The sequence below is a fragment of the Aeromonas sp. TS_SC_11 genome (assembly GCF_057318915.1).
The window spans coordinates 3,193,517-3,213,437 of sequence record NZ_CM170470.1; the positions used below are offsets into that span (position 1 = coordinate 3,193,517).

The following is a 19,921-nucleotide window of genomic DNA, read 5'->3' on the forward strand; positions in this document are numbered from 1 at the left end:
GGTCGTGAAGGATGCCTGCCTCAAGGGCCGACGGCTATCTTGCGATGGGTGAGGGCCGGCAGCTGGCTGCGTACCTTGCGCTGGGCCATCAGATCCAGGGTGGCGATGGCCATGCCCTGACCCTCCTCTACCTGGGCCAGCACCCGGCCCCAGGGATCGATGATCATGCTGTGGCCGAAGGTGCGGCGCCCGCCGGGGTGCTCACCTCCTTGGGCTGAGGCCAGCACGAAGGCCAGATTCTCCACCGCACGGGCCCGCAGCAGCAGCTCCCAGTGCGCCAGCCCGGTGGTATGGGTGAAGGCCGCGGGCAGGGCGATGAAATCGGGGGCAGGGCTCAGGCGAAATAGCTCGGGAAAGCGCAAGTCGTAGCAGATCCCGACGCGCAGCACGCCCCAGGGCAGGGGATGACTCACCACCTCCCGGCCCGGGCTCATGGTCGCGGCCTCGTCATACTGCTCCTGCCCGGTGCAAAAGCCAAACAGGTGCAGCTTGTCATAGCGGCTGGCCAACTGCCCTTTCGGGTCGATGAGCAGGCTGCTGTTGTGCATTTTGCCGGGCTCATCGCTTGCAAGGGGCAGGGTGCCTGCCAGGATCCAGAGGTGAAGCTCCCGTGCCAGTTCCTGGGCCCAGGCCAGCAGAGGGTGATCGCTCACGGGGGCGGCCAGGGCAACCCGTGCCCGCTCGTCGGCAGGCATCAGGTAGAAGTACTCGGGCAGCAGGGCAAACTCGGCCCCCTCGGCCGCGGCCTGACGCAGCAGGGCCTCGGCCTGGGCCAGGTTGTGGTCAAGATCATCTCCGGAGACCATCTGCAGGACGGCAACGCGCACTGAATCCATGGTGCCTCCTAGACGCCGCACAGGCGCTCGGCGCCAGCCAGCAGGGTGTCCTCATCCTTGGAGAAGGAGAGGCGGATGACCCGTTGATCCGTGCCGTCGTGATAGAAGGCGGAGACCGGAATGGTGGCGACGCCGTGGTCACGAATGAGCCGCTGCACGAAGAGGCTGTCCGGCTCGTCGCTGATCCGCTCGTAGCTCGCCAGCATGAAGAAGCTGCCCGCCGAGGGGAGCAGGGTAAAGCGCGAATCCCCTAGGGCCGAGCTCAGCAGGTCCCGCTTGTGCTGGTAGAAGGCTGCCAATCCCTGGTAGTGGGCCGGTTGCTGCAACAGGTGGGCGAAGCCGTACTGCATGGGGGTGTCGGCGGCGAACATGGCGAACTGGTGCACCTTGCGGATCTCCTCCATCAGGGGGCGGGGAGCCACGCAGTAGCCCACCCGCCAGCCGGTGACGTGGAAGGTCTTGCCGAAGGAGAAGACGGCGACTGAGCGTTCTACCAGATCCGGATAGCGGATCACGCTCTGGTGCAGGGCGCCGTCGAACACCACGTGCTCGTACACCTCGTCCGAGAGGATCAGGATGTCGGTGCCGCGCACCAGGCGGGCCAGACGCTCCTGATCCCCTGCCTGCCAGACGGTGCCGGTGGGGTTGTGGGGGGTGTTGAGCACTATCATGCGGGTGCGGGGGCTGATGCGGGCGGCCACTTCCTCCCAGGGAATGGCAAAATCCGGCGCCTTGAGGGCGATCACCACAGGAGTAGCCCCCTGCAGCTGGATCATGGGGCGGTAGCTGTCAAACGCCGGCTCGAACATGATCACCTCGTCCCCCGGGTGCACCAGGGCGGTGATGGCGCAGAACAGGGCCTCGCTGGCGCTGGCGGTGATGGTGACTTCCTCGCCGGCGTCATAGTGGTGGCCATAGCTGGTCCCTATCTTGGCCGCCAGTTGCTCGCGCAGGGCGGGCAGCCCCGTCATGGGGGCATACTGGTTCTCCCCGGCCAGCATGGCCTCGTGAGTCACCCGGATGAGCTCGGGATCGCAGGGGAAGCTCGGCGCCCCCTGGGAGAGGTTGATGCTGGGATGGCGGGCGGCCAGATCCCCGATCACGCTGAAGATGGTGGTACCCACCTGGGGCAGTTTGCTGACAATGCGGGGGGAAGACATGACGTCGTCACCTGAGTGTTTGAAAGATGTCCCTTTTTAGTCCTCGCTCTCTTGCCGGACAACGGATTATTCGGCATGTTATGCATGAGTTTTTCTCAAGCATGGAGGCTTGTATGTTGTCCAGCCAACCCCGCAGCCAGTTGCCCCTGTATGGCTTGCAGGTTTTCGAGTGTTCTGCCCGCCACCTGAGTTTTACCCTGGCCGCTGACGAGCTGTGCGTGAGCCAGGGGGCGGTGAGCAAGCAGATTGCCCAGCTGGAGGCCCGCCTCGGCCACCTGCTCTTCGTACGAGGTACCCGTTGCCTGGCCCTGACCCCGGCCGCCGAGCGCCTGCTGCCCTTCGTCCGTGATGGGCTGGCCCGCATAGGGGAGGGGCTCTGCGCCCTGCAAACCCTGCCTCACGAGCAGGCCATCAGCATCAAGGTGCCTTCCTGCGCCAGCCGCTGGTTGCTGCGACGGTTGCAGGACTTTGAGGGGGGGGCAGTCGAAGTGCGCGGCAGCCACAGCCATGGCATCGACTTCTCCCGGGAGTCCTTCGATCTCGCCATCGTCTATCAATCCTGTCAGGCCAGATACCCCCATAGCCAACCGCTGTTTCAAGAGCAGCTGACCCCCGTCTGTGCCCCGGCCTTTGCCGCCAAGCACCGTTTGTTCGAGCGCACTATCGAGGAGCAGCCCCTGCTGCCCCTGCTTCATGCCAGCGCGGATCGGCGGGATTGGCGCAACTGGTTTGCCGCCTTCCTCGCCACCCCCTGGCAGCCCCAGGGAGGCCAGCTGTTCGATACCCTGGACCTGGCGATGAATGCCGCTTTGCAGGGATTCGGCCTCTCCCTCGGGGATCCCACAATCGTGGCCGAGGAGCTGGAGAGCGGCGTGCTGGTAGCCCCCTTTGCCCCCGTGCTCAGCACGGATCACGAGTATGCCCTGGTTGCCCGTCCCAACAGCCAGCGCCAGGGGGTGCAGCGGGTCTGTCACTGGCTGCTGGAGAGCCGCGACCATCCCTGATCCCCGTCAGTGCCTCGCCTGACGGGGCGAAATCGGCCCGGGCATTGCGCTGCTTCCTCATAAAAACAGCCCCGCTGGCGGGGCTGCTGTCATGCTGGTGGCCGCTGGCCGAAGAAGTGGGTCAGTGGCAGATCTTGTAGTAAACCTCATTCCAGCGAAGCGTCTCTTTGAGTTCGGGGATGCGGGTGTGCTGGTCGATGACTACAAACTCGATGCCCATGAGGTCGGCGAAGGTACGCAGTTGCGCTATATCCACCGACTGGGTAAACACAGAGTGGTGGGCGGCCCCGGCCAGTATCCAGGCCTCGGCGCTGGTTTGCAGGTCCGGCATGGGTTGCCACAGGGCGCTGGCCACCGGCAGTTTCGGCATGGCCTCTGGCAAGTCCACCACCTCCAGCTGATTGACCACCAGCCGGAAGCGGTTGCCCAGATCGATGAGGCTGGCATTGACCGCCTTGCCGGCGGGGGCCGCAAACAGCAGGCGGGCCGGGTCGGCCTTCTTGCCTATCCCCAGATGCTGAGCATCCAGCACGGGTTTATCGGCTGCGATGGAGGGGCAGACCTCCAGCATATGGGCCCCCAGCACCAGATTGTTGCCCGCCTCCAGGTGATAGGTGTAGTCCTCCATGAAGGAGGTGCCACCCGCAAGGCCGGTTCCCATCACCTTGAGGGTGCGCAGCAGGGCCGCTGTCTTCCAGTCCCCCTCCGCGCCAAAGCCGAAGCCTTGCTGCATCAGGCGCTGACAGGCCAGCCCCGGCAGCTGGTGCAGGCCATGGAGATCCTCGAAGGTGGTGGTGAAGGCGCCAAAGCCGCCGTCGGTGAGGAATTTCTTCATCCCCAGCTCCTGGCGCGCCGCCTCATAGAGGGAGGTGCGCAGCGGCCCACCCGCCCGCACCGCCTCGGTCAGGGTGTAGGTTTCTTCGTATTCGGCCAGCAGCGCCTCGATGTCGCTTGCAGGTACGGCGTCGATCACTTTGACCAAGTCGCCGACCGGGTGGTAGTTCACCTGATAACCGAACTGGATCTGGGCCTCAATCTTGTCGCCCTCGGTGACCGCCACGTTGCGCATGTTGTCGCCAAAGCGGGCGATCTTCAGGTGGCGGCTGTCGTGAATGGCGGCGGCGACCCGCATCCAGTTGCCCAGCTTGCGGTGGGCCTCTTCATCCTGCCAGTGACCGACCACCACTGTGCGTGGCAGTCGCAGCCGGGCCCCCATGAAACCGAACTCACGGCCGCCATGGGCGGTCTGGTTCAGGTTCATGAAGTCCATGTCGATCTCGCTCCAGGGCAGATCCCGGTTGAACTGGGTGTGGAACTGTAGCAGGGGTTTTTGCAACTGGCTGAGGGCCGGGATCCACATCTTGGCGGGGGAGAAGGTGTGCATCCACACCATGAGCCCGATGCAGCGCTGGTCGTGGTTGGCATCGCGGGCCACCGCGCTTATTTCATCGAGAGTGGTGCCGGTAGGCTTGAGCACTATCTTGACCGGCAGGCCGGCGCGCTCGTTGAGCTGGCCGGTGATGGTGTGGGCGTGATCGGCCACCTGCTTCAGGGTGGCGGCGCCATACAGGTGCTGGCTGCCGACCAGGAACCACACTTCCAGCTGTTTCATAAATTCCATGATCTTGTCCTCTTGATTGATTAAGTCTCGGTCTGGCCGTAATAGGCGTGTTTGCCATGTTTGCGCTGGTAGTGCTTCTCCAGCAGGTAATCGGGCAGGGGGCGGGCCGCGGGGTTGATCTGGCCGGTGAGCCAGGCCATGCGCGCCACCTCTTCCAGCACCACGGCGTTGTGTACAGCATCATCGGCGCTCTTGCCCCAGCTGAAGGGGCCGTGGTTGGCCACCAGCACCCCCGGCATGGTGAGGATGGGGGTCTGCTTGAGGGTCTCGACGATGAGGTGACCGGTCAGCCCCTCGTAATCCTCCTCCACCTCACCCGGGGTGAGCAGACGGGAGCAGGGGATCTCGCCGTTGAAATAGTCGGCCTGGGTGGTGCCAAAAATCGGGATGGCGCGGCACGCCTGGGCCCAGGCGGTGGCGTGGGTGGAGTGGGTGTGCACCACGCCGCCGAGTTCAGGGTATGTGCGATAGAGCACCAGATGGGTGGCGGTATCGGAGGAGGGGCGCAGGGCCCCCTCCACCTGTCTGCCGGTGAGATCCAGCACCACCAGGTCCTCAAGCTGCATCTTGTCGTAACTGACGCCGCTCGGTTTGATGACCACCAGACCCCGCTCCCTGTCGATGCCGCTCACGTTGCCCCAGGTGAAGGTCACCAGATGATGGCGCGGCAGATCCAGGTTGGCGGTCAGCACCTGCTCTTTGAGAGATTTGAGGTTCATGCCAGTGCTCCCTGGTTGTAGAGGGGCTCGGCGGCATGGCTCCATTGAAGGTAACGCTGATAGAGCCGCTCATATTCGGCGACCCGTTCAGGTTGTGGCTGGTGGATGCGCTCTACGGCGCTCGCCATGTCCCGCTGGGCATCAGCCACATCGGCGTAGATACCGGCCGCCACGGCAGCAAAGATGGCCGCCCCCAGGGCGCAGCACTGATCCGATGCCACCACCTGGATGGGGCGATTCATTACGTCGGCGCAAGTCTGCATCACAGTCGTTGATTTGCGGGCTATGCCGCCGAGCGCGATCACCTGGTCCACCGGCACCTGTTGGCTAGTCATGCACTCCATGATGCTGCGGGCACCGAAGGCGGTGGAGGCCACCAGGGCACCGAACAAGTCGGGCGCATCCGTGCCGAGGTTGAGGCCGGTGACAGTGCCCTGCAGGCGCTGGTTGGCGTAAGGGGTGCGGCGTCCGTTGAACCAGTCGAGCACCACCGGCAGATGGGCCAGATCGCGTTGCTGATCCCAGGCTGCGGCCAGGCTTGGCAACAGCTGCTGCTTGTGGGCCTCGATGGCGGTATAGAGCTCCGGATACTGAGCGGCGAGGCTGTCCAGCGGCCAGCCGAGCTGGCGCTGATACCAGGCGTAGATGTCGCCGAACGCCGATTGTCCCGCCTCCAGCCCCACCATCCCCGGCACCACGCTGCCATCCACCTGGCCGCAGATCCCGGCAATGGCACGCCCGCCTATGGTGGCTTCATCGGCGATCAGGATGTCGCAGGTGGAGGTGCCTATCACCTTGACCAGCGCATTGTTGCCGGCCCCGGCCCCGACCGCGCCCATGTGGCAGTCGAAGGCGCCGCCCGCTATCACCACCTCGCAGGAGAGGTGCAGCCGCTCCGCCCATTCGGGCGTCAGGGTGCCGACCGGCAGATCGGCGGTCCAGCTGTCGGTAAAGAGTGGGAAGTCGAGATCCTGGGTCAGCAGCGGATCCAGCGCATTGAGAAAGCCAGCGGCTGGCAGGCCGCCCCAGCTCGGGTGCCAGAGGGACTTGTGGCCGGCGGAGCAGCGCCCGCGTTTGATATTGGCAGGGGCCTGGGTGCCGCTCAGGATGGCGGGTACCCAGTCGCACAACTCGACCCAGTTGCAGGCGGCGGCGCGAACCGCAGCATCGCTGCGGGAGACGTGCAGTATCTTGGCCCAGAACCACTCGGAGGAGTAGATGCCGCCGATATAGCGGCTGTAGTCGGGGAACTGGCCGCCGTGGCAGAGCGCAGTGATGGCTTCTGCTTCCTCGATGGCTGTGTGATCTTTCCACAGCACGAACATGGCGTTGGGGTTGTCGGCAAATTCCGGGCGCAGGGCCAGCACCCGGCCCTCTTCATCGATGGGGGCGGGCGTCGAGCCCGTGCTGTCTACCCCTAAGCCGCGCACGGCGGCGCGCTGGGCGGGAGAGAGCTGGCTCACCACCTGCACCACCGCTTGTTCCATGGACTCCAGATAGTCGAGGGGGTGGTGGCGGAACTGGTTGGTGACTGGCTGGCAGTAGTGGCCAGCTTGCCAGCGCGGGTAGTAGACGACATGGGTCGCGAGTTCAGCGCCGTCGTGGCAACGCACGGCAAGTGCCCTGACCGAATCGCTGCCGAAGTCGAGTCCGATGACGATGTGCTCGGACCTGGGGTGCTCAGACATATGTGCTCCTGACCATCAATGAAGGGGTAACAGGGAGGAACCATAGGAGATGCACAGAGCGGACGGTTAGCCATTGGCTGCTGGAAATATGGATTTAAACGCTGTCAGTGCAAGAGGGTGACGACCCTCCGGAATTTGATATGTGACTATTTTGCTAAATATATAGACAAAATGGCTGCAATTTCATGGCGTGATCCTGCTCTCCATTTTTTCATGTGAAAACGATTACAACTTGGTTCGCTCATCTAGCGACAACAATAACGTCATGTTTGAACGTGCTTTTATGCGGCTACGGAGTGAATCAACTGAACAGCCGCACTTCGTTGATACATGGATTGATAGAACAGTTGGAGACACTCGCATGAACAAAATAGTTAAAAGCATGATGGCAGTAGGGTTTGCCCTTGGTATAGCAAATACTGCTTTCTCTGCTGAGGCATTGAAGCTGGGCTACCTGGTCAAGCAGCCGGAGGAACCCTGGTTCCAGACCGAATGGACCTTTGCCGACAAGGCCGGCAAGGATCTCGGTTTTGATGTCATCAAGATTGCCGTGCCCGATGGCGAGAAGACCCTCAATGCCATCGACAGCCTGGCGGCCAACGGCGCCAAGGGCTTTGTCATCTGCACCCCTGATCCCAAGCTGGGCTCGGCCATCATGGCCAAGGCCAACAGCATGGGGCTGAAAGTCATCACGGTGGACGATCAGTTCGTCAACGCCAAAGGCAAGCCCATGGAAAATGTGCCGCTGGTGATGATGGCCGCCACCAAGATAGGGGAACGCCAGGGGCAGGAGCTCTACAAGGAGATGCAAAAACGCCAGTGGGACGTGAAGGCGACAGGGGTGCTTGCCATCACGGCCGATGAGCTGGATACCGCTCGTCGCCGGGTCGAGGGTTCTCTGAGCGCGCTCAAGGCCGCCGGTTTCCCCGAGGCCCAGATCTATCGTGCGCCGACCAAGGCCAATGACATTCCGGGAGCACTGGACGCCGCCAACTCCATGCTGGTGCAGCATCCCGAGGTGAAGAACTGGCTCATCGTCGGCATGAATGACAACACTGTGCTCGGCGGCGTGCGCGCCACCGAAGGGCAGGGCTTCAAGGCCGGGAACGTCATCGGCATCGGCATCAACGGGGTGGATGCGGTGAACGAGCTGTCCAAGTCCAGCGCCACCGGTTTCCTCGGCTCTCTGCTGCCAAGCCCGGATGTGCACGGCTACAAGAGCATCCAGATGCTCCATGACTGGGTGGTCAATGACGTAGAGCCGGCCAAGTTCACCGAAGTGACCGACGTTGTGCTCATTACCCGCGACAACTTCAAGGTCGAGCTGCAGAAAAAAGGTCTGTGACAGGCGCGGTTTAACCCCTGACATCTCTACAGGCATGGTGCAAAACCGCCCATGCCTGTTACCTGGAGTAAACACATGGATCAGTCAGTTCCTTATCTGGAGTTTTGCGGCATCAGCAAGGAGTTTCCTGGCGTCAAGGCGCTGCAAAACGTCTCCTTTTCCTGTCACCGGGGCACAGTGCATGCGCTGATGGGCGAAAACGGCGCAGGCAAATCCACCCTGCTCAAGATACTGAGCGGCTTTCAGGCCCCCACCACAGGGGTGGTGAAGCTGGATGGCCAGGAGAGGGTGTTTCAAAACACGGTCGATGCGCTGGAGAGCGGGATCGCCATCATTTACCAAGAGTTGCATCTGGTCCCCGAGATGACCATCGCCGAGAACATCTATCTGGGTCAGCTGCCCACTCGGCACGGTGTCATCGATCGGGAAAAACTGTACCGGGATGCGACCAGACAGCTGGCGCGCCTCGGCATGGATGTGTCGCCCGAGACGCCCCTTAAATACCTGTCGCTGGGTCAGTGGCAGATGGTGGAGATCGCCAAGGCCCTGACCCGGGATGCGCATATCATCGCCTTTGACGAGCCGACCAGCAGCTTGTCGTCTCGCGAGATAGAGCAGCTGTTTCGGGTCATTCGCCAGCTGCGCGATGAGGGCAAGGTCATCTTGTATGTCTCCCATCGCATGGACGAGATCTTCGAGTTGTGTGATGCCATCACCGTTTTCAAGGATGGCCAGTTCGTGCGCACCTTTGACGCTATGGCAGAGGTCAGCCGGGATCTGCTGGTCAAGACCATGGTGGGGCGCGAGCTGACAGATATCTATGGCTACAGTCCTCGTCCATTGGGGGAGCTTGGCTTGCAGGTCAGCAACCTGATGGGACCCGGCCTGAAGGCACCCATTTCGTTTGAAGTGAAACGCGGCGAGATCCTCGGCATTTTCGGTCTGGTGGGCGCTGGTCGCAGCGAGCTGATGAAGCTGATTTTTGGTGCTGACAAGATGGTGTCCGGCGAGATTTCGGTGTTCGGCAAGCCGGTACCCATCCGCAACCCCATCGATGCCATTCACAGCGGCATCATGCTCTGTACAGAGGATCGCAAGGCCCTTGGCATCATCCCCATTCACTCTGTGCAGGAAAACATCAATATCAGCGCCCGGCGCCACAAGGCGTGGGGAGGCTTCTGGATCAACCAGAAATGGGAGGACGAGAACGCGAGGCTGCGGATCCGCGACATGCGGGTCAAGACCCCGTCTCCTCATCAAGCCATCATGAACCTCTCCGGCGGCAACCAGCAGAAGGCCATTCTGGGTCGCTGGCTCTCCGAAGACATGAAGGTCATCTTGCTCGACGAGCCGACCCGCGGCATCGACGTCGGGGCAAAAAATGAAATCTACAACGTGATTTACGATCTGGCCAAGGTAGGTATTGCCGTCGTGGTGGTCTCGAGCGAGCTGCCGGAGGTACTGGGCATTGCGGATCGGATCATGGTCATGCGGGAAGGGGTGATCGCAGGGGAGCTTTCCCACCATGACGCCAATGAAGTCAAGGCGCTGAACCTGGCCATGCCGGCCCGTTGATAACCCATGACAGCGATGTAACAGCATCCGGAATAATCAGGAGAAATACCATGACAACAACGACTTCTGTCGGTCAGGCAGCGACTGTCTCGGCGGCCACCGGCACCAGAGTGCAACTGGCTCGAGTGTGGGATCAATACGGGATGCTGGTGATCTTCGCCATCCTGTTCCTGCTGGCCTGCGTGCTGATCCCCAACTTTGCCAGCCTGATCAACATGCGCGGGCTGGGGCTCGCCGTCTCCATGTCGGGCATGGTGGCCTGCGGCATGCTGTTCTGCCTCGCCTCCGGTGAATTCGACATGTCGGTCGGCTCGGTCGTCGCCTGTTCCGGCGTGGCCTGCGCCGTGGGGATCAACGCCACCGAGAGCATCACGGTCGGCATCCTGGCCGGCATGTCGGTCGGCGTCCTGTTTGGCCTCATCAACGGCATAGTGGTGGCCAAGTTCAAGATCAATGCCCTGATCACCACGCTGGCAACCATGCAGATGGCGCGCGGGGTGGGCTACATCATCTCGGACGGCAAGGCGGTCGGCATAGTGGAGGAGGGCTTCTTCGAACTTGGCAGCTCAGCCCTGTTGGGGATCCCGACGCCTATCTGGCTGACGGCGCTGTGCTTCGTGTTGTTTGGCCTGCTGCTCAACAAGACCACCTTTGGCCGCAATACCCTGGCGATGGGGGGCAATGAAGAGGCCGCCCGGCTGGCGGGGGTCAACGTGGTGCGCACCAAGATCATCATCTTCACCATGACGGGGCTGATCGCCTCGATTGCAGGGATCATTCTCGCCTCCCGCATGACCTCCGGGCAGCCCATGACCTCCATCGGCTTCGAGCTGGTGGTCATCTCGGCCTGCGTGCTGGGAGGGGTCTCCATGAAGGGGGGCATTGGCAAGATCTCCTACATCATCGCCGGTGTGTTGATCCTGGGCTTGATGGAAAATGCGATGAATTTGCTCAACATATCCCCGTTCGCCCAGTACGTGGTGCGTGGCTTGATCCTGCTCGCCGCCGTCCTGTTCGACCGCTACAAGCAGGTGCGCAAGGCACGAGTCTGACCCTGGTTTTTCACGCCATCTCAGGCCAGCGTCTCGCTGGCCTTGTTGCCTGGTCTTCCCCCGGCGCGCAGCAGACCCGACTGTGAGCCAGTTCAATAAATTCACACTGCGCTGGCCGTCAGATAGCGTGTTCCCAAAGCGAGTCTCTACAATGGCCCATGCCGACTTTTTTACCCAAGCGCTTTTTTGTGCCATGTCATCAATGCAAAAAGAGAAGCCAAAACAACTCAATCCCCTGTTGCCCGGGTATGCCTTCGATGTGTTTCTCGTCTCTGGCATGACCCCGATCGAGCAACACAGCCCACTCGACTTCATCATCGACCGACCTGGTGGCATGAAGGGGTTCATCGTCAACTTGACCATCAAGGGCAAGGGGCAGATCTTTCAGGGTGATCAGGCGTTCACGGTGGAGCCAGGTGACTTGCTGCTCTTCCCGCCCGCAGCCGTGCACCATTACGGCCGTGCACCGGATGCCCGGGAGTGGTATCACCGCTGGGTCTATTTCCGGCCAAGAGCCTATTGGGCCGACTGGCTCAAGTGGCCGCGGGCGGTCGCTAATGTGGGGCGCCTGAATCTGGCAGACGGTCAATTGCTAGAGGAGTTTGATGCGCTGTTTCTCGATATCGAAGAGACCCACAAGCAGCTGAGGCCCATGTCGGAGCAACTGGCGATGAACCTGCTGGAGCGGCTGCTCATCCGTTGTTACGAGGCCTCCTCCCTGACGGAATATCCCGCCATTGATCACAGGGTTCACGAAGCGTGCCAGATCCTGAGCGACTCGCTTTCGGCTGAGATATCGGTCGAGGCGCTGGCCGAGCAGGTGTTTTTGTCTCCTTCGCGGCTGGCCCACCTGTTTCGCGAGCAAGTGGGGGTGAGCATAGTGCGTTGGCGCGAAGATCAACGGATCATGCGGGCCAAGCTCCTGTTGCAGACCACGCCCATGTCGGTCGCCGCCATTGGCCAGCAGGTAGGCTATGACGATCAGCTCTACTTCTCACGGGTGTTCAAGAAACGGGTCGGTGTCAGCCCGACCGAATATCGCAAATGCGCCACCCCGCTCTGACAGGGGATTGCAGACAGGTGAAGCAAAGCACGGGCGAATTGCATCAGGACATCAGGTATTGGCCGCAAACAGGGACGTCACTGACGTCCCTGTTTGCCGATTGACCTGCTGGTGTCGAAGAGGATGGGAGAGATGACGGTGCCATGTTTGCCCACGTCTTTGCTGCCAGAGCCTGGCTAGGGTGCAACGCGTTCAAGCCGGCGTCAGTTCTCTCCCGACTATGTCACTACTCGTGATGGCTACGAAGAGTGCCCGATAGCGACATCGTCAGGGACATCAGAGGATACCGGCGCCTGCCGAGGGTTTACTGATATAGATGCTGGGTTGCAACCCGCTGACCTGGGGATACCGGGCATTGACCTGTTCACAGACTATCGAGGTCAGTGAATGTGGCACCAGCGCCACAACGCAGCCACCGAAGCCGCCACCCGTCATTCTCACACCGCCGCGACTGCCGATGATCTCCTTGATGATGTCGACCAGGGCATCAATGGCGGGCACGGTAATGGCAAAATCATCCCGCATCGAGGCATGGGAGAGCGCCATCAGCTCCGCCATCATGATCATGTCTTCATTGGCCAGGGCATCGGCTGCGGCCAGGGTCCGTTCATTCTCGGAGATGACATGCCGTGCGCGGCGGGCGACGACGGGATCCAGCTCATCGGCTCGGGAGACAAACTGCGTCATGGTCAGATCGCGCAGCGCCTTGACGCCAAAATGGCGGGCCGCCTCTTCACATTGTGCCCGGCGGGCATTGTATTCACTGTCGACCAGTCCGCGGCGAACATTGGAGTTGATGATGACAACATCGATGCCAGCCGGAATACGGACGGGGCGAGTCCTCAGGCTGCGGCAGTCGATCAGCAGGGCGTGATCCTGCTGACCCAGAGCCGAGATGAACTGATCCATGATGCCGCAGTTGCAGCCGACGAACATGTTCTCTGCCAGTTGCCCATTGAGGGCGATATCGGCCTGACTGATGTCGAGGTGATTCATCTCCTTGAATACCTGCCCCACGGCCACTTCCAGAGAGGCGGAGGAGCTCAGGCCAGCGCCCTGCGGGACATTGCCACTGAGCACCAGATCGGCACCGGTCAGTTCGCAGCCCCGCAGCAGCAGGTACTTGATGACTCCCCGTACATAGTTGGCCCACATGTATTCAGGGCGTGACGCTATGGGACGGCTCAAATCAAACTCATCCTGCTGATTGTTGTAGTCAGCGGCGATGACTCGCACCAGGCTGTCCTGACGAGGAGCCGCACTGATCACTGTCTGATAGTCAATGGCACAGGGGAGCACAAAACCGTCGTTGTAATCCGTGTGTTCACCGATCAGATTGACGCGACCTGGCGCCTGGATGGCGAGGGTCGGATGGTAACCGTATTGGGTGTAAAACGTGGTATCAGTCACGCTGCGTGGTGATTCAATACTCATAACTCAACCTCAAACCTGTTCGCGAAAATGGACATCACTCACAGCACGCAGTCGTTCGGCCGCCTGCTCTGCCGTCAGATCACGCTGTGTTTCTGCCAGCATTTCATAGCCGACCATAAACTTGCGCACGCTCGCAGAGCGCAGCAGGGGCGGGTAGAAGTGGGCGTGCAACTGCCAGTGGTCGTTCTCTGCGCCATTGAAGGGGGCGCCATGCCAACCCATGGAATAGGGGAAAGAGCACTGGAACAAGTTGTCATAACGGCTGGTCAGTTTCTTGATCGCGAGCGCCAGGTCTGCCCGCTGTTGCGGGTTCAATGCGGGCAGGTGCGCCACCGAAAACTTGGGCAGCAGCAAGGTCTCGAACGGCCAGGCGGCCCAATAGGGCACGACCGCCAACCAGTGCTCCGTTTCAACCACGGTGCGACGGCCATCGGCTCGCTCGCGCTCGACATAATCGAGCAACATGGCGCGGTCATGTTTGGCAAGGTATTCCCGCTGGGCGTTGTCCTCTTTCACGGCTTCGTTGGGCAAAAAGCCGTTGGCCCAGATCTGTCCGTGGGGATGTGGATTGGAGCAACCCATCATGCTGCCCTTGTTTTCGAATACCTGGATCCAGGGATAATCATGTCCCAGCTCTGCGGTCTGCTCGCACCAGGTATTGACCACGGCGGTGAGTGCCGGGAGCGGCAGCTCGGGCAGTGTCTTGCTGTGATCCGGTGAGAAGCAGATCACCCGGCTGGTACCACGGGCACTCTCCAGCTGGAACAGGGGGTCGTCACTGGCCGGTGCTGCCGGTGTGTCTGTCATCAGGGCGGCAAAGTCGTTGGTAAAGACGAAGGTCTCCTGATAATCCGGATTCTTGTCACCGGTGACGCGGGTATTGCCTGCGCAGAGGAAACAGTCAGGGTCGTGTGGGGCTCGCAGGGTACGATCCGGCTCATCCTGCTGACCCTGCCAGGGGCGTTTCGCCCTGTGGGGCGAGACGAGTACCCACTGCTGGATCAGCGGGTTATAACGACGATGCGGGTGATCGGTTGGTTCAAATTGCATGGATAAATGCTCCTCGTGCTGGCCACTCATAGGGTCGGATAGCCGTTCGGATTTTGTGATTGCCAGCGCCAGGTATCGGCGGTCATGTCATCAAGGGTGCGATGAGCTTGCCAGCCCAGTTCGGTGAGGGCCCGGCTGGGATCTGCCCAGCATTGGGCTATATCCCCCGCGCGCCGTGGCACTATTTCATAAGGCAGGTCACGGCCACAGGCCCGGGAGAAGGCGGCATGTATGTCGAGAACGCTGTAGCCATGTCCTGTTCCCAGGTTGTAGACATGAACGCCCGACTGCCCGAGCTTGGTCTGCAAGGCCGCCACATGCCCGTCGGCCAGATCCATCACATGAATGTAATCGCGCACGCCAGTGCCATCCGGGGTGGGATAGTCACCCCCAAAAATGGCGAGTTTGTCACGGCGTCCTACCGCCACCTGGGCAATATAGGGCATCAGATTGTTGGGGATCCCCTGTGGGTCCTCACCCATCAAGCCACTTGGATGAGCGCCCACCGGATTGAAATAACGCAGCAGGGTCAATGACCAATCGGGCGCCGCATTGGCAAAGTCCTTGATGAGGCGCTCAACCATCAGCTTGCTCTGGCCATAAGGATTGGTGGCTTGCAGGGTTGGGCTCTCCTCTCGGACGGGCATGGCATCCGGCTCGCCGTAGACGGTGGCCGATGAGCTGAACAACAACGTCTTGACCCCGGCACGCTGCATCGCCTGCAACAAAACCAGAGTGCCGCTGACATTATTGTCATAGTATTCAAGAGGTTTTTGCACTGATTCCCCGACGGCCTTGAGTCCGGCGAAATGGATCACGGCATCAATCTGCTGTTCCGCGAACACCCGATCCAGCAAGCTGGCGTCACGCACATCCCCCCGATAGAGCACTGGGCGCTGCCCACTGAGAGTTTGGATACGTTCGAGAACACTTTCTTTGCTGTTGGCGAGGTTATCTAACAGTATGGGGGTCATATCGGCAGCGATAAGCTGCAGACAGGTATGACTTCCTATGTAACCAGTTCCACCGGTGACAAGGATTTTCAACATGTGGCGCTCCTTGGTGCTCATTCCTGTTGGTGTTTTTATTGTGTAACCGCTTTCCCTTATTGTGCTCTTGCCGGGAAGGGGAGGGAAGATGGCTGTGCATTTAATGTGATTTTTGTCACAAATGGTCTTCGGAAAGCTGGCTTGTCGGGATTTTGTGTATGTAAGCGAGTTACACTGCCGCCGACATGTATTGATAGGATGCTCCCGCTTTTTAGATGAAAGCCGTGTCAGGCATGGGAAATGCCGGTAGTATCTTGAACCCATGAAATAATGGTTTTTATTTGTACCGTTCACCGGAAAAGCTAATCCATGGCAACAATCAAAGATGTAGCACTCCTGTCTGGCGTATCTGTCGCCACAGTCTCACGTGTCATCAATAATTCTCCCAAGGCGAGTCAGGCATCCCGTGATGCTGTCTTCAAGGCGATGAATGAACTCAACTACCATCCCAACGCCAATGCGCGGGCCTTGGCCCATCAAAGCAACGAGACACTGGGGCTGGTTGTTGCAGATGTGTCCGACCCCTTCTTCGGCACCATGGTGAAAGCCGTAGAACAAGTGGCACAGTCGACGGGTAACTTCCTGCTCATCGGGAATGGCTATCACGATGCCGTCAAAGAAAAGCATGTGATAGAGCAATTAATTGGCCATCGCTGTTCGGGGCTGGTTGTGCATGCCAAAATGCTGCCGGATGAAGAGTTGATCCAGATGATGAGTTATGTCCCTGGCATGGTGCTGATCAATCGCATCGTCCCCGGGTACGAGTCCCGCTGTGTGGCGCTGGACGATCGTTATGGCTCCTGGTTGGCAACTCGTCATCTGATCCAGGAAGGGCACAAGAAGATAGGGTTTCTCTGCTCCAATCATCAGATCTCTGACTCACAAGATCGCTTGCAGGGTTACCTTGATGCGTTGCAAGAGCACGAGATAGCCGTCGATGAGCGCCTGATCTCCCGTGGCAGTCCGGATGAACTGGGCGGTGAGGCGGCGATGACTGAACTGCTGAGCCGAGGCCAGCATATGACGGCAGTGGTCTGCTATAACGACTCAATGGCAGCAGGGGCCTTGTCCGTGCTGAGCGACAATGGTATTGAGGTACCGCAGGAGCTATCACTGGTCGGATTTGATGATGTCCTGATTTCTCGTTATTTGCGCCCTCGCTTGACGACGGTGCGTTATCCCATCATCGCCATGGCCACCCAGGCTGCCGAGCTGGCGATCGCCTTGTCAAAAGGGGGACCCCTGCCCCAGACGACCCATATGTTTAGCCCTACTCTGGTTCGCCGTCATTCGGTCCGGAGTATTGACTGACATTCCCCTGATCCCCCGCTGTCGATAAGTCATCAGGCAAGGCCGTCAAGGTGCCTTGCCTTTTTTGTCTCTTCCTTGTCTGTGTCCTCTTCCTCTTGTTGCTGCGTATGTCTGTCCAGATGCAACAGCGCCATCATCCATCCATGTCTTGCACCAGGTGATGCTGCTCACATTTTTGATGGACCCGCTGCAATCTCCGTATGTCGTCATCGCCGTTGATTTCCTGAATGCATAAGCTGTGTAATCGATAACATCCTGTTTGTATTTTTTTATTGCTTAGTAATCATCAACTTAAAAATCGTCCATTATTGTTTGTTTAGTAATTAAATGCTTATGTGATGTAATAATTACAATTATGTGAGTTGCATCATGTCAGTGCTGGTTTGAATCTTTCTATAATCCACTCCGGCTAGTGAAAGCGCTTTCCCTCTGGATTGGTGAGCGTTCATCAAGATAACAATGCAACAGTGGAATAAAGGAATGACTATGAAAGTGAAGCTACTGACTACATCCGTTGCCCTGGCACTGTCAATGACAGCATTTAGTTCTAATGCTGTTGATTTTTCTGGTTATTTTCGATCCGGCGTAGGTGTGTCCCAAGATGGGGATATGCAAACCGGCAATCAGAGCCTTGTCGGACGCCTGGGTAACGAAAGTGATACCTATACCGAAATTGGTATTGGTCAGGAGGTTTACAACAAGGACGGCAAGGTTTTCTACGTTGACAGCATGTTCAGCATGCAGAGCAATGGTTCCAATGATTATGAAAGCACGGCAACTGTCTGTGACTTTGATAAAAAGCAGTGCAGTGAAGATGCGACATTTGCCCTGCGTCAATTCAATGTGAAAGCCAAGGGGCTGATCTCTGCTGCCCCCGATGCTGTGGTCTGGGCGGGCAAGCGCTTCTATCAGCGCCACGATCTTCACATCATCGATACCAAATACTGGAATATCTCGGGTGCCGGTGCCGGTATTGAAAACCTCAAGGCGGGTCCGGGTGCATTCTCGCTGGCGTGGATCCGCTCTGATGGCAACGATATCGATAACTCGATTGTCGACAATGATCTGAACGTCAACTTCCTGGATCTGCGGTATGCCGGCTGGGCACCCTGGGAAGGGGCCTGGACTGAGGCGGGCGTCAGCTATGCCATGCCCAATCCGACCGATGAGCAGAAAGCCACAGGTGGCAAGTACGATCCCGAGAACGGTGTCATGTTGACGGCAGAAATGAGTCAGTATTTTGCTGGCAGCGGCATCAACGAGAAGCTGGTGCTGCAGTATGCGAACAAGGGGCTTGCCCAGAACATGATCTCCCAAGGGGGCGGCTGGTATGACGTTTGGCAACTCACTGATGACGCCAAGGGTTACCGGGTGATCCTGACCGGTGATATTCCCCTGGGTGACAAGTTCTCCGTCAACCATGTCTTTACCTATGGTAAGGGTGAAAAACTGCAGGAATGGCACGACAACACTGAGTTGTTCAGTGCAGTGGCTCGTGGCGGTTATGCCTGGACCGATATCATGAAGACGCTGGTTGAAGCCGGTACATATGAAAGCACCAAGACCTGGACCAGTGGTGCTGAAGACAAGTCCAGTGGTCAAAAATACACCCTGGCGCAGGCCTGGTCTGCCGGCCCCAGCATGTTTGCCCGCCCAGAGATCCGTGTGTTTGCCAGCTACCTGAAAGATGGTGAAGGTGAGTCATTCAATGGGGGGGAAGATGACAGCACCTGGAACTTCGGGGTACAGGCCGAAGCCTGGTGGTAAGCACCACACAGGTTGAACAATTAGGGAGCCATTGGCTCCCTTTTTTGTCCCGGACAAGGAGATCGCCGATGGGTTGGAAGGGGTGGCAACCGTTGTTGGGAGCCATGTTGCTGATGAGTGCATCGTCCATGAGCAAGGAGGGAGAGCCCATGATTATCGGGGCGGATGTCTCCCATTTACCGCAGCTGGAAGCGGCCGGTGCCCGTTTTTATGATGGTGCGCGGCCAGAAGACTTGCTGGTTATCCTCAAGCGTCATGGGATAAATGCCATTCGTATCAAGGTCTGGAATGAGCCCGGCGAGCATGATCGCTTCCCGGCGGATCAGAGCGGGGTTGAGGGGTATAACAACCCGGATCATGTGATTGCTCTGGCCAGGCGGGCCCATCGGATGGGATTCAGGATCATGCTGGACTTCCACTACAGCGACTGGTGGGCCGATCCAGGCAAGCAGCATATGCCGGTTGCCTGGCGTGACAAGTCCGTGGCTGTGGTCAGCGAGCGGCTCTATCAATTTACTCACCAGCTGATGAGCCGTTTGCAAAGGGAGGGGATCACCCCGGCCTGGGTTCAGGTGGGCAATGAGATCTCCAATGGCATGATGTGGCCGCAGGGGCGTTTGCCTCACTGGGATAATCTGGCCCTGTTTCTTACCGCAGGCGCTCGCGCCGTCAAGGCAGTGTCACCCTCGAGCCAAGTCATACTGCATCTGGATGCGGGTGGCGATAACGCGCGTTGTCGTCACTGGTTCGAAGAGATCCTAGCCCGCAAGGTTCCCTTCGATGTGATGGGACTCTCTTATTACCCGGTGTGGCATGGCGCCATGAGGGATTTGGCTCGCAACATGGTTGACCTTAGCAGCCGTTTTTCCCGTCCTGTCATCGTGGTTGAAACGGCTTACCCCTGGACACAGGGCAATGGGGATCAGCAGCAAAACATCTACACCGATACCGGGCCAGAGACCTATCCGATGACCCCGGTGGGGCAGAGCGACTTCCTGTGGCAGTTGCTGCGCGAGATCCATGGTGTACCGCAGGGGCGAGGGTTGGGTTTCTTCTACTGGGAGCCCGAGTTCATTGCGGTAGCGGGGGCTGGTTGGAAGCGGGGGGCGGGGAATGAGTGGGATAATGTGACCCTGTTTGATGCCGATGGCCGAGCTTTACCGGCGCTCAGATCCTTGGCTCTGGCGGTGAGATCGGTGACGAAAAAAGAGTAAGGCTTGTTTGAAGCGCAGGGGGATGCCAAGAGC

The 19,921-nt window shown here is 59.4% G+C and carries 16 protein-coding genes; 8 read left to right on the forward strand and 8 right to left on the reverse strand.

The window, feature by feature from the left end; all coding sequences use genetic code 11:
* Positions 1–20: 20 nt before the first annotated feature.
* Together AC1P02_RS14915 and AC1P02_RS14920 are read right to left on the reverse strand one after the other, a co-directional pair.
* A complete protein-coding gene (locus tag AC1P02_RS14915) occupies positions 21–836 on the reverse strand; it encodes a carbon-nitrogen hydrolase family protein (RefSeq protein WP_485182563.1) in 816 nt (271 codons plus the stop codon).
* An 8-nt stretch (positions 837–844) separates the two neighbouring features.
* Complete coding sequence (locus AC1P02_RS14920; RefSeq protein WP_485182564.1) at positions 845–1,996, reverse strand: methionine aminotransferase; 1,152 nt, start codon at positions 1,994–1,996, stop codon at positions 845–847.
* Between the two features lie 113 nt (positions 1,997–2,109).
* On the opposite strand from AC1P02_RS14920, the gene AC1P02_RS14925 reads away from it, so the two are divergent.
* Positions 2,110–3,000 carry a LysR family transcriptional regulator gene (locus tag AC1P02_RS14925; protein ID WP_485182565.1) on the forward strand — a complete coding sequence of 297 codons (891 nt, stop codon included), beginning with the start codon at positions 2,110–2,112 and terminating at the stop codon, positions 2,998–3,000.
* A gap of 121 nt (positions 3,001–3,121) precedes the next feature.
* Here the strand turns inward: AC1P02_RS14925 and araA are convergent, their stop codons facing one another.
* Genes araA through AC1P02_RS14940 form a run of 3 tightly spaced genes read right to left on the reverse strand, consistent with a single transcriptional unit; the run spans position 3,122 to position 7,028 of the window.
* Complete coding sequence (gene araA / locus AC1P02_RS14930) at positions 3,122–4,621, reverse strand: L-arabinose isomerase (RefSeq protein ID WP_485182566.1); 1,500 nt, start codon at positions 4,619–4,621, stop codon at positions 3,122–3,124.
* A 20-nt stretch (positions 4,622–4,641) separates the two neighbouring features.
* Positions 4,642–5,340, reverse strand: a complete 699-nt coding sequence (locus AC1P02_RS14935; protein ID WP_485182567.1) for an L-ribulose-5-phosphate 4-epimerase — start codon at positions 5,338–5,340, stop codon at positions 4,642–4,644.
* The gene (locus AC1P02_RS14940) at positions 5,337–7,028 is read right to left on the reverse strand and encodes a ribulokinase (RefSeq protein ID WP_485182568.1); all 1,692 of its coding nucleotides are present in this window, start codon (positions 7,026–7,028) and stop codon (positions 5,337–5,339) included. The genes AC1P02_RS14935 and AC1P02_RS14940 overlap by 4 nt, the downstream gene beginning before the upstream one ends.
* A 361-nt stretch (positions 7,029–7,389) precedes the next feature.
* Here AC1P02_RS14940 and AC1P02_RS14945 point away from each other — a divergent pair, with 361 nt between their 5' ends.
* The 4 genes from AC1P02_RS14945 (at position 7,390) to araC (ending at position 12,063) form a co-directional block, all read left to right on the forward strand.
* The gene (locus AC1P02_RS14945) at positions 7,390–8,373 is read left to right on the forward strand and encodes an arabinose ABC transporter substrate-binding protein (RefSeq protein WP_485182570.1); all 984 of its coding nucleotides are present in this window, start codon (positions 7,390–7,392) and stop codon (positions 8,371–8,373) included.
* Between the two features lie 75 nt (positions 8,374–8,448).
* Positions 8,449–9,948, forward strand: coding sequence for an L-arabinose ABC transporter ATP-binding protein AraG (araG, locus tag AC1P02_RS14950; protein WP_005310824.1), 1,500 nt, complete (start codon positions 8,449–8,451; stop codon positions 9,946–9,948).
* A 50-nt stretch (positions 9,949–9,998) separates the two neighbouring features.
* A complete protein-coding gene (gene araH, locus AC1P02_RS14955; RefSeq protein WP_017412388.1) occupies positions 9,999–11,000 on the forward strand; it encodes an L-arabinose ABC transporter permease AraH in 1,002 nt (333 codons plus the stop codon).
* A 151-nt stretch (positions 11,001–11,151) separates the two neighbouring features.
* Complete coding sequence (araC, locus tag AC1P02_RS14960; RefSeq protein WP_113721792.1) at positions 11,152–12,063, forward strand: arabinose operon transcriptional regulator AraC; 912 nt, start codon at positions 11,152–11,154, stop codon at positions 12,061–12,063.
* Between the two features lie 276 nt (positions 12,064–12,339).
* On the opposite strand, the gene galK is transcribed toward araC, so the two are convergent.
* From galK to galE, 3 genes are read right to left on the reverse strand one after another with little or no spacing between them, the layout of a single operon-like run.
* Positions 12,340–13,497 carry a galactokinase gene (galK, locus tag AC1P02_RS14965; protein ID WP_099993580.1) on the reverse strand — a complete coding sequence of 386 codons (1,158 nt, stop codon included), beginning with the start codon at positions 13,495–13,497 and terminating at the stop codon, positions 12,340–12,342.
* A 9-nt stretch (positions 13,498–13,506) separates the two neighbouring features.
* Entirely contained in the window at positions 13,507–14,547 is a 1,041-nt protein-coding gene (galT, locus tag AC1P02_RS14970; protein WP_485182571.1) for a galactose-1-phosphate uridylyltransferase, read from the reverse strand.
* 26 nt (positions 14,548–14,573) lie between these two features.
* Positions 14,574–15,593 (reverse strand): UDP-glucose 4-epimerase GalE, encoded by a 1,020-nt coding sequence (gene galE, locus AC1P02_RS14975; protein WP_290026478.1) that lies wholly within the window; start codon positions 15,591–15,593, stop codon positions 14,574–14,576.
* A 312-nt stretch (positions 15,594–15,905) separates the two neighbouring features.
* Here galE and galR point away from each other — a divergent pair, with 312 nt between their 5' ends.
* The 3 genes from galR to AC1P02_RS14990 all read left to right on the forward strand — a co-directional run bounded on the left by galR (position 15,906) and on the right by AC1P02_RS14990 (position 19,888).
* Entirely contained in the window at positions 15,906–16,907 is a 1,002-nt protein-coding gene (gene galR / locus AC1P02_RS14980) for an HTH-type transcriptional regulator GalR (protein WP_005310836.1), read from the forward strand.
* Between the two features lie 480 nt (positions 16,908–17,387).
* Positions 17,388–18,674: a maltoporin gene (locus AC1P02_RS14985; protein ID WP_011898807.1), complete on the forward strand. Its 1,287-nt coding sequence runs from the start codon at positions 17,388–17,390 to the stop codon at positions 18,672–18,674.
* Between the two features lie 68 nt (positions 18,675–18,742).
* The gene (locus AC1P02_RS14990) at positions 18,743–19,888 is read left to right on the forward strand and encodes a glycoside hydrolase family 53 protein (protein ID WP_485182572.1); all 1,146 of its coding nucleotides are present in this window, start codon (positions 18,743–18,745) and stop codon (positions 19,886–19,888) included.
* Positions 19,889–19,921: the final 33 nt, after the last annotated feature.

What these genes read in the sequence shown, in the direction of transcription:
- galK (WP_099993580.1), bottom strand. Translation starts at nt 13,497, where the DNA reads ATGAGTATTGAATCACCACGCAGCGTGACTGATACCACGTTTTACACC.
- araG (WP_005310824.1), top strand. Translation starts at nt 8,449, where the DNA reads ATGGATCAGTCAGTTCCTTATCTGGAGTTTTGCGGCATCAGCAAGGAG.
- AC1P02_RS14920 (WP_485182564.1), bottom strand. Translation starts at nt 1,996, where the DNA reads ATGTCTTCCCCCCGCATTGTCAGCAAACTGCCCCAGGTGGGTACCACC.
- AC1P02_RS14985 (WP_011898807.1), top strand. Translation starts at nt 17,388, where the DNA reads ATGACTATGAAAGTGAAGCTACTGACTACATCCGTTGCCCTGGCACTG.
- araC (WP_113721792.1), top strand. Translation starts at nt 11,152, where the DNA reads ATGGCCCATGCCGACTTTTTTACCCAAGCGCTTTTTTGTGCCATGTCA.
- AC1P02_RS14935 (WP_485182567.1), bottom strand. Translation starts at nt 5,340, where the DNA reads ATGAACCTCAAATCTCTCAAAGAGCAGGTGCTGACCGCCAACCTGGAT.
- AC1P02_RS14915 (WP_485182563.1), bottom strand. Translation starts at nt 836, where the DNA reads ATGGATTCAGTGCGCGTTGCCGTCCTGCAGATGGTCTCCGGAGATGAT.
- araA (WP_485182566.1), bottom strand. Translation starts at nt 4,621, where the DNA reads ATGGAATTTATGAAACAGCTGGAAGTGTGGTTCCTGGTCGGCAGCCAG.
- AC1P02_RS14990 (WP_485182572.1), top strand. Translation starts at nt 18,743, where the DNA reads ATGGGTTGGAAGGGGTGGCAACCGTTGTTGGGAGCCATGTTGCTGATG.
- AC1P02_RS14945 (WP_485182570.1), top strand. Translation starts at nt 7,390, where the DNA reads ATGAACAAAATAGTTAAAAGCATGATGGCAGTAGGGTTTGCCCTTGGT.
- araH (WP_017412388.1), top strand. Translation starts at nt 9,999, where the DNA reads ATGACAACAACGACTTCTGTCGGTCAGGCAGCGACTGTCTCGGCGGCC.
- AC1P02_RS14925 (WP_485182565.1), top strand. Translation starts at nt 2,110, where the DNA reads ATGTTGTCCAGCCAACCCCGCAGCCAGTTGCCCCTGTATGGCTTGCAG.
- galT (WP_485182571.1), bottom strand. Translation starts at nt 14,547, where the DNA reads ATGCAATTTGAACCAACCGATCACCCGCATCGTCGTTATAACCCGCTG.
- galR (WP_005310836.1), top strand. Translation starts at nt 15,906, where the DNA reads ATGGCAACAATCAAAGATGTAGCACTCCTGTCTGGCGTATCTGTCGCC.
- AC1P02_RS14940 (WP_485182568.1), bottom strand. Translation starts at nt 7,028, where the DNA reads ATGTCTGAGCACCCCAGGTCCGAGCACATCGTCATCGGACTCGACTTC.